Raw genomic sequence first — 15107 nt, forward strand, 5'->3', positions numbered from 1 at the left:
GCTTGGGACAATTAACGCTGTGTTCAAAAATGACGTCCTGACTATCGTTGGCTTCATGCCTTCGGGCAACCTTGTGCAGGCTCCAGAAAAGCATTCGGCGCTGTGTTCAACAGCGCCGTGTGTGATTACTTGATCAGGCCAACCCGCGAGAAATTCGGCAGGTGGCTGAGTTTGGGTTCCGGCCAGCTCATCCAGACCGCAAAGGCCTTGCCGACAATGTTGCGGTCGGGGACCATGCCCAGCAGGTCCTTGGGAATGCTCGGATCATCCCAGTAGCGGCTGTCGTTGGAGTTGTCGCGGTTGTCACCCATCATGAAGTAGTGCTCCGCCGGCACGGTCCACGAATGGTCCGGGGTGGCGCGGTAGCGGCTCATTTCCTTGCGGATCAGGTGTTCGGCTTCGCCGAGTTTTTCCTTGTAGAGCTCGGCGCTGCCCAGCGTGCCCGGCTCGGAGCCGATCAGTTGCTCGGCTACCAGCTCGCCATTGACGAACAGACGCTTGTCGGCGGTGTAGCGGATCTTGTCGCCCGGCAGGCCGACCACGCGCTTGATGTAGTTGACGTTCGGATCGCTTGGGTAGCGGAACACCATCACATCGCCGCGTTGCGGGTCGCCGATCTCGATGACTTTCTTGTCGATCACCGGCAACCGGATCCCGTAGGAAAACTTGTTCACCAGGATGAAGTCGCCCACATCCAGGGTCGGCTTCATCGAGCCGGACGGGATCTGGAACGGCTCCACCAGGAACGAGCGCAGCACGAGCACGATGAACAGCACTGGAAAGAACGACTTGCCGTACTCGACCAGCAGCGGTTCCTTGTTGAGCTTTTCAATGACCACGCCATCAGGCTGGCTGACGCTGCCCTGATAAGAGGCAATGGCGGCCCGGCGCCGGGGCGCCAGGAACAATAGATCGAGCAACCCCAACAGGCCGCAGACAAACACGGCGATAACCAGCAACAGCGGGAAATTTAGCGACATAGGACCTAACTATCCAACCTGAGCACCGCAAGGAAGGCTTCCTGTGGAATTTCCACGTTACCGACCTGCTTCATGCGTTTTTTACCGGCCTTCTGCTTTTCCAACAGCTTGCGCTTACGGCTGACGTCGCCGCCGTAGCATTTGGCCAATACGTTCTTTCTGAGCGCCTTGACGGTTGTACGCGCCACAATCTGACCGCCAATGGCGGCCTGGATTGCCACGTCGAACATCTGCCGCGGAATCAGTTCCTTCATCTTCTCGGTCAACGCGCGACCTTTGTAGTGCGCGTTGTCACGGTGCACGATCAATGCCAGGGCATCGACTTTCTCGCCGTTGATCAGCACATCCAGCTTCACCAGATTAGCCGATTGGTAGCGATCGAAATGATAGTCCAGCGAAGCATAGCCGCGACTGGTGGATTTCAGCCGATCGAAGAAATCCAGCACCACTTCGTTCATCGGCAAGTCGTAGGTCACCTGGACCTGCGTGCCGAGGAACAGCATGTCGTGCTGCACGCCGCGTTTTTCGATGCACAGGGTAATGACGTTGCCCAGGTGTTCCTGAGGCACAAGGATGTTGGCGCGCACGATCGGCTCGCGCATGTCCTCGATGGCCGACAGGTCCGGCAGCTTGGACGGGTTGTCGACGTAGATCGTCTCGCCGTTCTTGAGGAGCAGTTCGAAGATCACCGTTGGCGCCGTGGTGATCAGGTCCAGGTCATACTCGCGCTCCAGGCGCTCCTGGATGATTTCCATGTGCAGCATGCCCAGGAACCCGCAACGGAAACCGAAGCCCAGGGCGTCGGAGCTTTCCGGGGTGTATTGCAGGGACGAGTCGTTCAGGGTCAGCTTCTGCAGGGCTTCGCGGAAGTCCTCGAAATCGTCGGAGCTGACCGGGAACAGGCCGGCGTAGACCTGCGGCTGGATACGCTTGAAACCGGGCAGCACTTCGACGTCGGGGGTGGTGCTCAAGGTCAGGGTGTCGCCGACCGGCGCACCGTGGATGTCCTTGATACCGGCGATGATGAAGCCCACTTCACCGGCCTTCAGGTCGACGGTGGCGGTGTGTTTCGGGTTGAAGACACCGACGCTGTCCACCAGGTGGATCTTGCCGGTGGATTTGACCAGGATCTTGTCGCCTTTCTTCACGCGGCCGTGGCGCACGCGAACCAGGGAGACCACGCCCAGGTAGTTGTCGAACCAGGAGTCGATGATCAACGCTTGCAGCGGATCTTCGATATTGCCGGTCGGTGCGGGAATGGTCGTTACCAAGCGCTCGAGCACTTCGTCGACGCCCAGGCCGGTCTTGGCGCTGCAGGTGACCGCGTCGGTGGCGTCGATGCCGATGATCTTCTCGATTTCTTCCTTCACGCGTTCCGGATCGGCCTGTGGCAGGTCGATCTTGTTCAGCACCGGCATGACTTCCAGGCCTTGCTCGATGGCCGTGTAGCAGTTGGCGACGGACTGGGCCTCGACGCCCTGGCCGGCATCGACCACCAGCAACGCGCCTTCACAGGCCGCCAGGGACCGGCTGACTTCGTAGGTGAAGTCGACATGGCCCGGGGTATCGATGAAGTTGAGCTGGTAGGTAATGCCGTCTTTGGCCTTGTAGTAGAGGGTAACGCTGTGGGCCTTGATGGTGATCCCGCGTTCACGCTCGAGGTCCATGGAGTCCAGGACCTGGGCTTCCATTTCACGCTCGGCCAGGCCGCCGCACATCTGGATGAAGCGATCAGCCAGCGTCGACTTGCCATGGTCAATGTGGGCGATGATGGAGAAATTGCGGATATGACTCAAATCACTCACGGATCAACACTCAAAAAGGCTGCAGGCAAGGCCCGCCGAAAAATAGCCGGGAATTGTACCTGATCCATTGAGCAAGCGTCACGTGTGGCGAGGGAGCTTGCTCCCGCTGGGCTGCGAAGCGGCCCCTCGATTATCCGCCATGGCGATGTGCCAGGCAGGCTGCAGGGGACTGCTGCGCAGTCCAGCGGGAGCAAGCTCCCTCGCCACAGAAGCTCCCCCGCCACAAGAAAATGGGATCAACCCGCCCGACGCAGCAGCCAGAGGCCGGCCAACGCGCAAACACCGGCCGGCACCAGCACCGCAAACAGCGGTGAGAAACCGAACACCAGGCTCGATGGCCCCAACAAGTCCTGGGCAATACGGAAGGTAAAGCCCACCAGCACGCCGGTGAACACCCGCTGGCCGAGGGTCACCGAACGCAGCGGACCGAAGATGAAGGAAATCGCCATCAGCACCAGGGCAGCGGTCACCAGCGGTTGCAACACCTTGACCCAAAAAGCCAGCCAGTAGCGCCCGTTGTTCAGGCCCTGGTCTGCCAAGTAGTGGATGTAGCCCCACAGGCCGGTGATCGACAGCGATTCTGGCGCCATCACGACGGTGCTGAGCAGTTGCGGGCTCAACGCCACGTCCCAGCGCTCCGTTGGAGCGGCGACCACTTCGGTGCGTTTGTCGTGGAACAGAGTGGTGGTGACGTCGCTCAGTTGCCAGTGATCTTCGGCGAATTTGGCGCGTTTGGCGAAACTCGAGGACAGCATGTGCCGCTGATCGTCGAAACGATAGCGAGTCACGCCATACAAGGTACCGTTCGGCTGGACCGAGTTGATATGGATGAACTCATCACCCTGGCGGTGCCAAAGGCCGTGCTTGGCGCTTTGCGCATCGCCGCCACCCTGGGCCAGGGAACGGTTGGCCTGGGCGGTGTTCTCGGTGGCCGGGGCAACATATTCGCCGATCAGCACACCGACCAGCATCAGTACCAGCATCGGCTTCATCACTGCCCAGACAATCCGACCGATGGACACGCCAGCCGCGCGCATGATGGTCAATTCGCTGTTGCTCGCCAGGCTGCCCAAGCCAATCAGGCAGCCGATCAACGCAGCCATCGGCAACATGTCATACAGGCGCCGCGGCGCGGTCAGCAACACGTAGCTGAGGACGTCCGCCAGGGTGTAGGTGTCGCTGACGTCGCTCATTTCATCAATGAACGCGAACAAGGTCGCCAGGCCAAGAATGATCCCCAGCACAGCAAGGATCGCCATGAATACGCTGCTGCCGATGTAGCGGTCGAGTTTAACCACGGGCCACCTCCAGCGCACTGCGACGGCTGGCGAGCTTCAGGCGCATGGGCTCCCAATAGAGCAACCCGAGCCCAATGGCGAGGAATATCGAATGCACCCACCACAGGCCCAGCGCCGGCGGGATCTTGCCTTTTTCCAGGGCGCTGCGGGCGGAAATCAGGATGGTCAGGTAAGCCATGTACAAAAGGATCGCTGGCAATAGCTTGAGGAAACGGCCCTGGCGGGGGTTGACCCGCGACAGCGGAACCGCCATGAGCGTCACGATGAACACCAGCAGCGGCAGCGACAAGCGCCACTGCAGCTCGGTACGGGCGCGGATGTCATTGCTGCCCAGCAGGCTTGAAGTCGGCATCGCATCGCGATCGGTGACTTCGTCGCTGGCCTCGGGCTTGGGCAGCAACACGCCGTAGGTGTCGTATTTGATAGCGCGATAATCGGCCTGGCCCGGCTTGCCGTCGTAGCGGTAGCCATTCTCGAGAATCAGGTAGCGGTTACCGTCCGGGTTGATTTCCTGCCGACCCTTCTCGGCCACCAGCACGGAGATCCCGCGGTCTTTCTTGGCATCCGAAGACAGGTTTTTCTGGGTGATGAAGACGCCCCCCAGGTTGATCCGGTCATCCGAAAGCTGTTCGGTGTAGGTGACACGCGTCCCGTCACGCAGGGCCTGGAAGCGCCCCGGCACCAGGGTGTCGAATTCGGTCATGGCGTCCTGCTGGTTGATCAGCAGCTGGAATTGGTTGGCTCCCTGGGGCGCCAGGCTCAGGCTCAGCCAGGCCACCACCAGCGCCACCAGCGTTGCCGGGAACAACGTGATGCGAAACAGTCGCTGCTGGCTCATGCCCGTGGCGGACAGCACGGTCATTTCGCTGTCCAGGTACAGGCGACCGTAAGCCAGCAGGATGCCGAGGAACAACCCCAGCGGCAGGATCAGTTGCAGGAAGCCCGGCAGGCGGAATCCCATGATCAGGAACAACGAGCCCGGGTCCAGGGCGCCGGAGGCCGCCTGCGCGAGGTACTTGATGAAGCGCCCGCTCATGATGATGACCAGCAGCACGGCGCTGACCGCGCTCAGGGTCAGCAGGACTTCGCGGGACAGATAACGAAAGACGATCAAACCAGACACTCCACGATTGTCAGGCTATGGCGGCCAAACAAGGAAACGTATCGAGCCAGCTCACGCAGCGAGCCGCCGAAAAAAGAGCCGCATTATCCTGTGATTGGACGCGCCTGTCACTGCGCACGCTTTAACCAGACGCTTCATGGCCAAAAAGTTAACGACTGCGAGGGTTGTCAGGCTCGGGCGCCGAGGTTCAAACTGCGGCCTTTGTCGCCGGCAAGCCCGGCGCTTCTTTTATATAGAAGACAGCTGTTCAGCGCGCCACTGTCTCGGCGCCTGGCCTCTTGACCATTCATTCAGGGATCCGGACATGGAACTGGTTGTAAAAAGCGTCAGCCCAGAAACGTTGAAGACCGCCACGCTGGTGGTTGCCGTTGGTGAAAACCGCAAGCTCGGCGTCGTCGCCACCCAGCTTGACGCCTTGAGCGGCGGCGCGATCAGCGCCGTACTCAAGCGCGGCGACCTGGCCGGCAAGGTCGGCCAAAGCCTGTTGCTGCACAGCCTGCCCAACCTCAAGGCCGAGCGTGTGCTGCTGGTCGGCGTGGGCAAGGAAGCTGAACTGGGCGACCGTCCGTTCCGCAAGATCATTGCCGGCGTGCTGGGCACCCTGAAAAACCTCGGCGGTGGCGACGCAGCACTGGCGCTGGACGAGCTGGTGGTCAAGGGCCGCGACAGCTATGGCAAGAACCGCCTGCTGGCCGAGACCCTGGTGGACGGCGAATATCAATTCGACCAATTCAAGAGCCAGAAAGCCGAACCCCGCGCCCTGAAGAAAGTCACCCTGCTGACCATCAAGGCCGCCCAGGCCGAAGTCCAGCGCGCCGTGACCCATGCCACCGCGATTGCCAACGGCATGGCCTTCACCCGCGACCTGGGCAACCTGCCGCCGAACATCTGCCACCCGACGTTCATGGGCGAACAGGCCAAGGCACTGGGCAAGGAATTCAAAGGGCTCAAGGTCGAAGTCTTCGACGAGAAGAAAATCAAGGACCTTGGCATGGGCTCGTTCTATGCCGTCGGCCAGGGCAGCGCCCAGCCGCCACGCCTGATCGTCATGCAATACAACGGCGGCAAGAAAGCCGAGAAGCCGTACGCACTGGTCGGCAAGGGCATCACCTTCGACACCGGGGGCATCAGCCTCAAGCCCGGCAGCCGGCATGGATGAAATGAAATACGACATGGGCGGCGCCGCCAGCGTGCTCGGCACCTTGCGCGCCGTGCTCGAGCTGCAACTGCCGATCAACCTGGTCTGCATTCTCGCCTGCGCTGAAAACATGCCCAGCGGCACGGCTTCGCGTCCTGGCGACATCGTCACCACCATGAGCGGCCAGACCGTCGAAATCCTCAACACCGACGCAGAGGGCCGCCTGGTCCTGTGCGACGCCCTCACCTATTCCGAGCGCTTCAAGCCGCAAGCGGTGATCGACATCGCCACCCTGACCGGCGCTTGCGTCGTCGCACTTGGCGCCCACACCTCGGGCCTGCTGGGCAACAACGACGAACTGATCGGCCAGTTGCTCAGCGCCGGCCAGCAAGCCGATGACCGCGCCTGGCAATTGCCGCTGTTCGACGAGTACCAGGAACAACTGGACAGCCCGTTCGCCGACATCGCCAACATCGGCGGCCCGAAAGCCGGGACCATCACGGCGGCGTGCTTCCTGTCGCGCTTCACCAAGAACCTGAACTGGGCGCACCTGGACATCGCCGGCACGGCCTGGACCAGCGGCGGCAAGGACAAGGGCGCCACCGGCCGTCCGGTTCCACTGTTGACCCAATACCTGCTGGACCGCGCCAAGGCCTGACACCAATGACTGCCGTTGGCGTCGCCCTCGGGTGGCGCCAGCGGCTGTTCAGGAACCGCAATGACCAAAGTCGATTTCTATATCCTGCCCAGCGCCGATCCCTCGGCGCGGCTGGATTTCGCCTGCAAGCTGACTGAAAAGGCCTGGCGAATGGGCCATCGCATCTACCTGCACTGCAGCGATGCCGCCCAGCGCGAAGACCTCGACGCACGGCTGTGGGCTTTCAAGGGCGAAAGCTTCGTGCCCCATGGCCCGGCAGAAAGCGAGCCCGAGGGCTTGATCGTGCTCGGCCTGGGGAATGACTGCGGGCAACATCAGGACCTGCTGGTCAACCTTGACCTGAAAGTGCCGGCCTTCGTCCAGCGCTTCGCCCGCGTGGCGGAAGTGGTGGTGGAGGATCCGACCATCCGGCAAGCCGCGCGGGAGAGTTTCCGTTTCTACCGCGAACAGGGCTATCCTCTGCAAGACCACCGTTTACAGCGACTCTGAGCCTACGATGGACACTCCTAAACCGCCGCAAAAACCCGCCCAATTGCTGGATGACCTCGAGTCGATCCGCCAGTTGCTCGGCGACGACAACCTGCAACCGCCGCTGTTGACCGATACGGTGGAACACGAGCCGGTGCATGACGAACAGATCCCGCTGCTGTTCGACCCGATCAACGGCCAGCCCGAACCCCAGCCAGCCCCCCAGCCTGAACCCAAGGGCCCCGATGCCCTGTTGCACCTGGACCGGGAACTCCGCGCCGCCGCGCAGTTGATCATGCAAGACGTCATCGACGACTTCGCCCCGCACATCGAGACCGAGATCAAGCGCCGGCTGGAAGCGCGGATGGAACGGCTGTTGAGTCAGTACGAGTAGCATCCAACACTCAACTGATTGCACTTCCTGTGGGAGCGAGCTCGCTCGCGATGGGGCCGGCACATCCAATATCAGTGCAGGCTGAACCACCGCTATCGCGAGCAAGCTCGCTCCCACAGGGTTCAACTGCGCTCCCATTCGGCTTCTCGCTCGCAGCTTGTGGCTTGCACCAGCCCCGCCCGCTATACTTCCCGGCTTTTCCTGAATAAATGCCAATAGGGTCCCGCCGCGCATGGATAAGACCTACCAGCCGCACGCCATTGAAACTTCCTGGTACAACACCTGGGAGTCCGAGAATTATTTCGCTCCGCAAGGCGCGGGCGATTCCTACACCATCATGATCCCGCCGCCGAACGTCACCGGCAGCCTGCACATGGGCCACGGCTTCAACAACGCGATCATGGACGCCCTGATCCGTTTCCGTCGCATGCAAGGTCGCAACACCTTGTGGCAACCGGGCACCGACCACGCCGGTATCGCCACGCAGATGCTGGTGGAACGCCGCCTCGAAGCCCAGGGCCAGAATCGTCATGACCTGGGTCGCGAGAAATTCCTCGAGAAAGTCTGGGAATGGAAAGACGAGTCCGGTGGCAACATCAGCCGCCAGATCCGTCGCCTCGGCTCATCCGTGGATTGGAGCCGCGAGCGCTTCACCATGGACGACGGCCTTTCGGAGGCGGTGAAAGAAGCCTTCGTCCGCCTGCATGAAGACGGCCTGATCTATCGCGGCAAGCGCCTGGTCAACTGGGACACCAAGTTGCACACGGCCATTTCCGACCTCGAAGTGGAGAACCACGACGAGAAAGGTTTCTTGTGGAACCTGAAATACCCGTTGGCCGACGGCGCGAAAACCGCTGAAGGCAAGGATTACCTGATTGTCGCCACCACCCGTCCGGAAACCATGCTGGGCGACTCCGCCGTGGCGGTGAACCCGAACGACGAGCGCTATCAGGCGCTGATCGGTCAGTTCGTCGAGCTGCCGCTGGTTGGCCGGCGCATCCCGATCATCGGCGACGATTACTGCGATCCTGAATTCGGCACCGGCTGCGTGAAGATCACCCCGGCCCACGATTTCAACGACTATGAAGTCGGCAAGCGCCACAACCTGCCGCTGCTGAACATCTTCGACAAGAACGCCAATGTCTTGCCAGCGGCCCAGGCGTTTAACCTCGACGGCACGCTGAACGAGAGCATCGACGGCCAGATTCCGGCCGAGTACGCCGGCCTGGACCGCTTCGAAGCACGCAAGCAGATCGTCGCGGCATTCGAAGCCGCCGGCCTGCTGGTCAGCGTCGACGATCATGCCCTGAAAGTCCCGAAAGGCGACCGCTCCGGCACCATCATCGAGCCATGGCTGACCGACCAATGGTACGTGTCCACCAAGCCGTTGGCCGAACCTGCAATTGCCGCCGTCGAAGATGGCCGCATCCAGTTCGTGCCCAAGCAATACGAGAACATGTACTTCTCGTGGATGCGCGACATTCAGGATTGGTGCATCAGCCGTCAGCTGTGGTGGGGCCATCGCATCCCGGCCTGGTACGACGAGTCGGGCAAGGTCTATGTCGGCCGCGATGAAGCCGAAGTCCGCGCCAAGCACAACCTCGGTCCGGACGTGGCGCTGGCGCAGGACAACGACGTCCTCGACACCTGGTTCAGCTCGGGCCTGTGGACCTTCTCCACACTGGGCTGGCCGCAACAGACCGAGTTCCTGAAGAAGTTCCACTCCACCGACGTGTTGGTCACCGGCTTCGACATCATTTTCTTCTGGGTCGCCCGGATGATCATGTTGACCATGCACCTGGTGAAAAACGTGGACGGCACGCCGCAAGTGCCGTTCAAGACGGTCTACGTCCACGGCCTGGTGCGCGACGGCCAGGGCCAGAAGATGTCCAAGTCCAAGGGTAACGTCCTGGACCCGTTGGACATCATCGACGGCATCGACCTGGAAACCCTGGTGCAGAAACGCACCTCCGGGCTGATGCAGCCGAAACTGGCGAAGAAGATCGAGAAAGCCACCCGCGAAGAATTCGCCGAGGGCATCGCCAGCTACGGCACCGATGCACTGCGTTTCACCTTCTGCTCGCTGGCGTCCACCGGTCGTGACATCAAGTTCGACATGGGTCGCGTCGAAGGCTATCGCAACTTCTGCAACAAGATCTGGAACGCCGCGCGCTACGTGCTCGACAAGGGCGAGGACTGCGGCCAGAACGGCGAAGCCCACGAGCTGAGCCTGGCTGATCGCTGGATCATCTCCCAGTTGCAACGCACCGAAGCCGAAGTGACCCGCCAGCTTGACCAGTTCCGTTTCGACCTGGCCGCACAAGCGTTGTACGAGTTCATCTGGAACCAGTATTGCGACTGGTACCTGGAACTGTCCAAGCCTGTGTTGTGGGACGAAAATGCGCCGGTCGAGCGCCAGCGCGGCACCCGTCGCACCCTGGTGCGCGTACTGGAAGTGGCCCTGCGCCTGGCGCATCCATTCATGCCGTTCATCACCGAGGAAATCTGGCAGCGCATCGCGCCGCTGGCGGGCATCCAAGGCAAGACGATCATGCTGCAACCGTGGCCGGTGGCCAACGAAAGCCGCATCGATCCGGCAGCGGAAGACGACATCGAATGGCTGAAGACCTTCATGCTCGGCCTGCGTAACATCCGCGCCGAAATGAACATCGGCCCGGGCAAGCCATTGACCCTGTTCCTGAAAAACGCCAACGCCGAGGACCTGCGTCGCCTCAATGAGAACGAAGCACTGCTCAAGAAGCTGGCGAAGCTTGAATCGGTGACCGTGCTGGCGGCGGGCGAAGAAGCGCCGCTGTCCGCCACCGCATTGGTTGGCGAAATGGAAGTGCTGGTGCCAATGGCCGGCCTGATCGACAAGGCCGCCGAACTGGCGCGCCTGGACAAGGAAATCCTGCGCCTCAAAGGCGAAGTGCAGCGGGTCGGCGGCAAGCTGTCCAACGCCGGCTTCGTCGACAAGGCGCCGGCCGAGGTCATCGAGAAGGAACGGGCCAAGCTGGTCGAGGCCGAACAGGCCCTGGGCAAGCTGGCTGAGCAGCACGCGCGGATTGCCAGCCTGTAACGGCGGTTCGCATCTGAATGCACCTTAGCGGATGGCGCCACGCCGTTAAGTCTCTTCGCTTGGCCTTTGCCAACAACAAATAAAAATCCGACGCTGGTATAAAAGCGTCGGATTTTTATGTCCATCCTTTCAAACTTCGACACACCTCACTATAAAAACATCAATCGTTTAGGTGAGTGACATTTCTCTTATAGCGCGCCAATTCAAACCTCTCAATATAAGCCAATCATATAACGGGCCTGGCTAATGGGGTTGTTTATACCACCGATCGTCCCCTCCCTCTTCTTTTGGCCACTGATATTGGTATTCTCCGCCCTTCACAGAGACACCGACTCTATCGCTGGCTGGTGGAGCGCCTTCTCCGCTGGTGGTGCCTGTACCAGGATCAACATCGCTGAACGGGCTGGGGGTAGCACCTCCATAGTGAAACTTATCATCTGACATGGTAGGACCTCCTTTATGGGTGGAGGTTGGATATTATTTTTCGCCCGACACTTGGTCTACTGTCATTCCTGACAGTTTTTTATATTTATATTTATTAAAAAAAGCCTGCGCTATATCTAATTACGCCAGGGTATACCGAGCGCAGATATAGCGAGTAAACTTCCGAATTAGCCCATCGAAGGAACGGCGCACAGAGAGGGAGTTGTAACATTTCGCGAAGTCGGATTTTTCACAAACGGTCTGTCCACCTCACAACAACTGAAGCCGCCGGCCTTGTCCATCACCTTCTTACGAACGCCCCCACATTTAAACCGCGCAGCCATCAAGACCGGGCCAGATGTGGGACAATGCCCGCCACTTTTTGAGCCATCCCCGAATCGACCCGCCCATGACCGCCCCCCGCACACCCAAACCAGCCCGCCAGAAGCCCAAGCCCGCCACCGAGGCCAAAGCCGTGGCACCGCGTGAGAAGGCCAGCCTGCATCCGCGCAACCGCCACCAGGGTCGCTATGATTTCCCGGCGTTGATCAAGAGCACACCGGAACTGGCAAAGTTCGTGATCATCAACCCCTATGGCAAGGAAAGCATCGACTTCGCCAGCCCCGAAGCCGTGCGGGTGTTCAATCGGGCGCTGCTCAAATCCTTTTACGGCATCGCCCACTGGGATATTCCCGCCGATTACCTGTGCCCGCCGGTGCCAGGTCGTGCGGACTATGTGCACTTTCTCGCCGATTTGCTCGCCAGCCACAACGCCGGTGAAATCCCCCGCGGGGCGGCAGTCAAGGTGCTGGACATCGGCACCGGCGCCAACTGCGTTTATCCGTTGATCGGCCACAGCGACTACCGCTGGCACTTCCTCGGTTCGGAGATCGACCCGACCGCCATTGCCTCGGCCAAAGCCATCGTCCAGTCCAATGGCTTGAACAAGGCCATCCAGTTGCGCCAGCAAGCCAACCGCAAGCAGATCCTCCTGGGCCTGTTGGAGGACGGCGAACGGTTCGACCTGACGATGTGCAACCCGCCGTTCCACGCCTCCCTGGACGAAGCCACCAAGGGCAGCCAGCGCAAGTGGCGGGCGTTGGGCAAGGCCGATCCGAAGCGCAAGCTGCCGGTGCTGAATTTTGGCGGTCAGGCTGCGGAGTTGTGGTGCGAGGGTGGCGAGGCGCGGTTCGTGACGCAATTGATCAATGAGAGCGCACAAGTGGCCGGGCAGGTGCTGTGGTTCAGCACTCTGGTGTCGAAGGCGTCGAACTTGCCGGCGATTCAAGCCGCATTGAAAAAGGCCGGGGCACTGCACAGCCAGGTGGTGGAGATGTCTCAGGGCCAGAAGCAGAGTCGATTCGTGGCCTGGACCTTCCAGACCGAGGCCCAGCAACAGGCGTGGCGCCAAGCCCGCTGGGTTCGCAAGGATTAGAAAGACGCTGTTCTACTGTAGGAGCTACCGAGCGAAGCGAGGCTGCGATCTTTTGATCTTTCACTGGAGATTCAACTGCCAGGGGAAAGATCGCAGCCTCGCTTCGCTCGACAGCTCCTACGGGTGGTTTTCAAGGCAATAAAAAACCGTGCCCGGATCGCTCCGAGGCACGGTTTTTTTTACAGCGGTCTTACTTGTTGACCGCGTCGGTCAGGCCTTTGGCCACAACCAGCTTGATCACTTTCTTGGCCGGGATTTCGATGGCTGCGCCAGTCGAAGGGTTGCGACCGGTGCGGGCAGGACGCTCGGTGACTTTCAGCTTGCCAACGCCTGGCAAGGTCAGTTCGCCGCCGTTTTCCAGCTGATCGGCAACGACTTGGCCCAGTTGGTCCAGCAGAGCACGCACGGTAGCTTTTGGTGCGTCTACAGATTCAGCCAAATCAGCGATCAGTTGGTCTTTAGTAAGAGCCATGTAGTGTTCCTTCCCTATCAAATTCATATGGATTGCAGAGTGCAGTGTCAGCCATCGAGCCCGATCTATCTGATCAGCCGCCCTCGGTCATCACCACGACGGATCGGGGTAATAGATGCCGAAATCCGGGTTTGGTTCGACCTGACAAATGCTGAATGCACGCTTAACGCAGTGACATCGCGTAAGACCGGGCAAAACTAGCACAACGCCTGTGAAATATCCGCCTCTACCTACCCATTTGGTCAGCTTTATTGCGCTAAATCGGTAAAAAAACGCCCGCTGGGTGTCGGAAGGGTCTGAAAGGGCCTTCGACGCGTCGCAAAACCAGTGATTGCGGTACACTGGGCCCTTTTCGGGGAGCGCGCCCTCCCCTCTTTCATCAGCCGAGAAATCCATGCCGATCCGTCATTGCATCGTCCACCTGATCGACAAAAAACCCGACGGCACCCCTGCTGTACTCCATGCCCGCGACTCCGAACTGGCAGAGTCAACGGCCATCGAGAACATGCTCGCCGACCTCAATGAAAGCTATAACGCCAAACAAGGCAAGGCCTGGGGTTTCTTCCACGCCGAGTCCGGGGCGCATCCGTTCAGCGGCTGGCTAAAGGAGTACTTGGATGGCGGCAAGGATTTCACCGCGTTCAGTCGCGTGGCGGTGGAACACCTGCAAAAATTGATGGAAGAATCCAACCTGTCAGTGGGCGGCCACGTGCTGTTCGCCCATTACCAGCAAGGCATGACCGACTACCTGGCCATCGCCTTGTTGCACCACAGCGAAGGCGTTGCCGTCACCGACGAACTGGACGTCACCCCGTCCCGTCACCTGGACTTGGGCCAGTTGCACCTCGCGGCGCGGATCAACGTGTCGGAATGGCAGAACAACAAACAATCCAAGCAATACATCTCGTTCATCAAAGGCAAGAACGGCAAGAAAGTCTCGGAGTACTTCCGCGACTTCATCGGTTGCCAGGAAGGCGTCGACGGCCCCGGCGAGACCCGCACCCTGCTCAAGGCCTTCAGCGACTTCGTCGAAAGCGAAGACCTGCCCGAAGACGATGCCCGGGAAAAGACCAAGACCCTGGTGGATTACGCCAGCAGCCAGGCCAAGCTCGGCGAACCCATGGGCCTGGAGGAACTGTCCGAACTGATCGACGAAGAGCGCCCGAAAGCGTTCTACGACCACATACGCAACAAAGATTACGGCCTGTCGCCGGAGATCCCGGCGGATAAACGCACCCTCAACCAATTCCGTCGTTTCACCGGCCGCGCCGAAGGCTTGTCCATCAGCTTCGAAGCGCATCTGCTGGGCTCCAAGATCGAGTATGACGAAGAAGCGGGCACGCTGATCATCAAGGGGTTGCCGACGTCGCTGACCGATCAGCTCAAGCGCCGCAATTGATGCTCAGTGGTGTGCTGAAGAAATGCCTGCTGGTTCTTCTGGTGGTGGTGGCTTACCAGAATTGGGGCAAGATCGAGCGGGTGTTCAACCCGTCGCAGATGGTTTCAGAGCAGATTCGCAGCAGCGCCCGCGTCGTGCTGTATGCCACCGATTGGTGCGGCTACTGCAAGGCCACCCGGCGTTTCCTGGATGAGAAAGGCGTACCGTTTCGCGAGTTCGATATCGAGAAAGACGCCGAGGCGCGCAAGGCCTACGAGGCGCTGGGCGGCCGGGGGATTCCGATCCTCGACGTGAACGGCACGTTGATTCGCGGGTATGAGCCGGAAAATATCCTCAGGGCGTTGTCCGCGACTTAAGACGACCCGCCAACAGTGACGGCCCCTTCGCGAGCAGGCTCGCTCCCACATTGGATCTGCGGTGTTCATGGTATCCGGC

Annotated in this window: 11 protein-coding genes and 1 pseudogene; 7 read left to right on the forward strand and 5 right to left on the reverse strand. The window is 60.3% G+C overall.

What is annotated here, in order from left to right:
* Window positions 1-125: 125 nt before the first annotated feature.
* The 4 genes from lepB to lptF all read right to left on the reverse strand — a co-directional run bounded on the left by lepB (window position 126) and on the right by lptF (window position 5197).
* On the reverse strand, window positions 126-980 hold the full coding sequence (gene lepB / locus AB4N42_RS26315; RefSeq protein ID WP_217861321.1) for a signal peptidase I: 855 nt from the start codon (window positions 978-980) through the stop codon (window positions 126-128).
* 5 nt (window positions 981-985) lie between these two features.
* Window positions 986-2785, reverse strand: a complete 1800-nt coding sequence (gene lepA, locus AB4N42_RS26320; protein ID WP_030139614.1) for a translation elongation factor 4 — start codon at window positions 2783-2785, stop codon at window positions 986-988.
* 236 nt (window positions 2786-3021) lie between these two features.
* Window positions 3022-4083, reverse strand: coding sequence for an LPS export ABC transporter permease LptG (gene lptG, locus AB4N42_RS26325; RefSeq protein WP_030139615.1), 1062 nt, complete (start codon window positions 4081-4083; stop codon window positions 3022-3024).
* Entirely contained in the window at window positions 4076-5197 is a 1122-nt protein-coding gene (lptF, locus tag AB4N42_RS26330; RefSeq protein ID WP_030139616.1) for an LPS export ABC transporter permease LptF, read from the reverse strand. Before lptF ends, lptG begins: the two co-directional genes overlap by 8 nt.
* A gap of 313 nt (window positions 5198-5510) precedes the next feature.
* Here lptF and AB4N42_RS26335 point away from each other — a divergent pair.
* The 5 genes and pseudogenes from AB4N42_RS26335 (at window position 5511) to rlmF (ending at window position 12801) form a co-directional block, all read left to right on the forward strand.
* Window positions 5511-7002, forward strand: a pseudogene (locus AB4N42_RS26335) (leucyl aminopeptidase).
* A gap of 60 nt (window positions 7003-7062) precedes the next feature.
* Complete coding sequence (locus tag AB4N42_RS26340; protein WP_460115562.1) at window positions 7063-7491, forward strand: DNA polymerase III subunit chi; 429 nt, start codon at window positions 7063-7065, stop codon at window positions 7489-7491.
* Window positions 7492-7498: 7 nt separating this feature from the next.
* Window positions 7499-7864 carry a hypothetical protein gene (locus AB4N42_RS26345; RefSeq protein ID WP_030139619.1) on the forward strand — a complete coding sequence of 122 codons (366 nt, stop codon included), beginning with the start codon at window positions 7499-7501 and terminating at the stop codon, window positions 7862-7864.
* A 232-nt stretch (window positions 7865-8096) separates the two neighbouring features.
* Window positions 8097-10943 (forward strand): valine--tRNA ligase, encoded by a 2847-nt coding sequence (locus AB4N42_RS26350; protein ID WP_460115563.1) that lies wholly within the window; start codon window positions 8097-8099, stop codon window positions 10941-10943.
* An 832-nt stretch (window positions 10944-11775) separates the two neighbouring features.
* The gene (gene rlmF / locus AB4N42_RS26355; protein ID WP_198796575.1) at window positions 11776-12801 is read left to right on the forward strand and encodes a 23S rRNA (adenine(1618)-N(6))-methyltransferase RlmF; all 1026 of its coding nucleotides are present in this window, start codon (window positions 11776-11778) and stop codon (window positions 12799-12801) included.
* A 190-nt stretch (window positions 12802-12991) separates the two neighbouring features.
* On the opposite strand, the gene AB4N42_RS26360 is transcribed toward rlmF, so the two are convergent.
* Window positions 12992-13273: an HU family DNA-binding protein gene (locus AB4N42_RS26360; protein WP_030139622.1), complete on the reverse strand. Its 282-nt coding sequence runs from the start codon at window positions 13271-13273 to the stop codon at window positions 12992-12994.
* 394 nt (window positions 13274-13667) lie between these two features.
* Here AB4N42_RS26360 and yejK point away from each other — a divergent pair, with 394 nt between their 5' ends.
* On the forward strand, window positions 13668-14672 hold the full coding sequence (gene yejK / locus AB4N42_RS26365) for a nucleoid-associated protein YejK (RefSeq protein WP_030139623.1): 1005 nt from the start codon (window positions 13668-13670) through the stop codon (window positions 14670-14672).
* Window positions 14672-15028 (forward strand): glutaredoxin family protein, encoded by a 357-nt coding sequence (locus AB4N42_RS26370; protein WP_030139624.1) that lies wholly within the window; start codon window positions 14672-14674, stop codon window positions 15026-15028. The genes yejK and AB4N42_RS26370 overlap by 1 nt, the downstream gene beginning before the upstream one ends.
* The last annotated feature ends 79 nt before the right edge of the window (window positions 15029-15107 follow it).

The sequence above is a fragment of the Pseudomonas sp. H2_D02 genome, assembly GCF_054677635.1.

Coding starts and splice junctions, on each gene's coding strand:
- AB4N42_RS26360 (WP_030139622.1), bottom strand. CDS start 13,273: ATGGCTCTTACTAAAGACCAACTGATCGCTGATTTGGCTGAATCTGTA.
- AB4N42_RS26340 (WP_460115562.1), top strand. CDS start 7,063: ATGACCAAAGTCGATTTCTATATCCTGCCCAGCGCCGATCCCTCGGCG.
- AB4N42_RS26350 (WP_460115563.1), top strand. CDS start 8,097: ATGGATAAGACCTACCAGCCGCACGCCATTGAAACTTCCTGGTACAAC.
- AB4N42_RS26370 (WP_030139624.1), top strand. CDS start 14,672: ATGCTCAGTGGTGTGCTGAAGAAATGCCTGCTGGTTCTTCTGGTGGTG.
- yejK (WP_030139623.1), top strand. CDS start 13,668: ATGCCGATCCGTCATTGCATCGTCCACCTGATCGACAAAAAACCCGAC.
- rlmF (WP_198796575.1), top strand. CDS start 11,776: ATGACCGCCCCCCGCACACCCAAACCAGCCCGCCAGAAGCCCAAGCCC.
- lepB (WP_217861321.1), bottom strand. CDS start 980: ATGTCGCTAAATTTCCCGCTGTTGCTGGTTATCGCCGTGTTTGTCTGC.
- AB4N42_RS26345 (WP_030139619.1), top strand. CDS start 7,499: ATGGACACTCCTAAACCGCCGCAAAAACCCGCCCAATTGCTGGATGAC.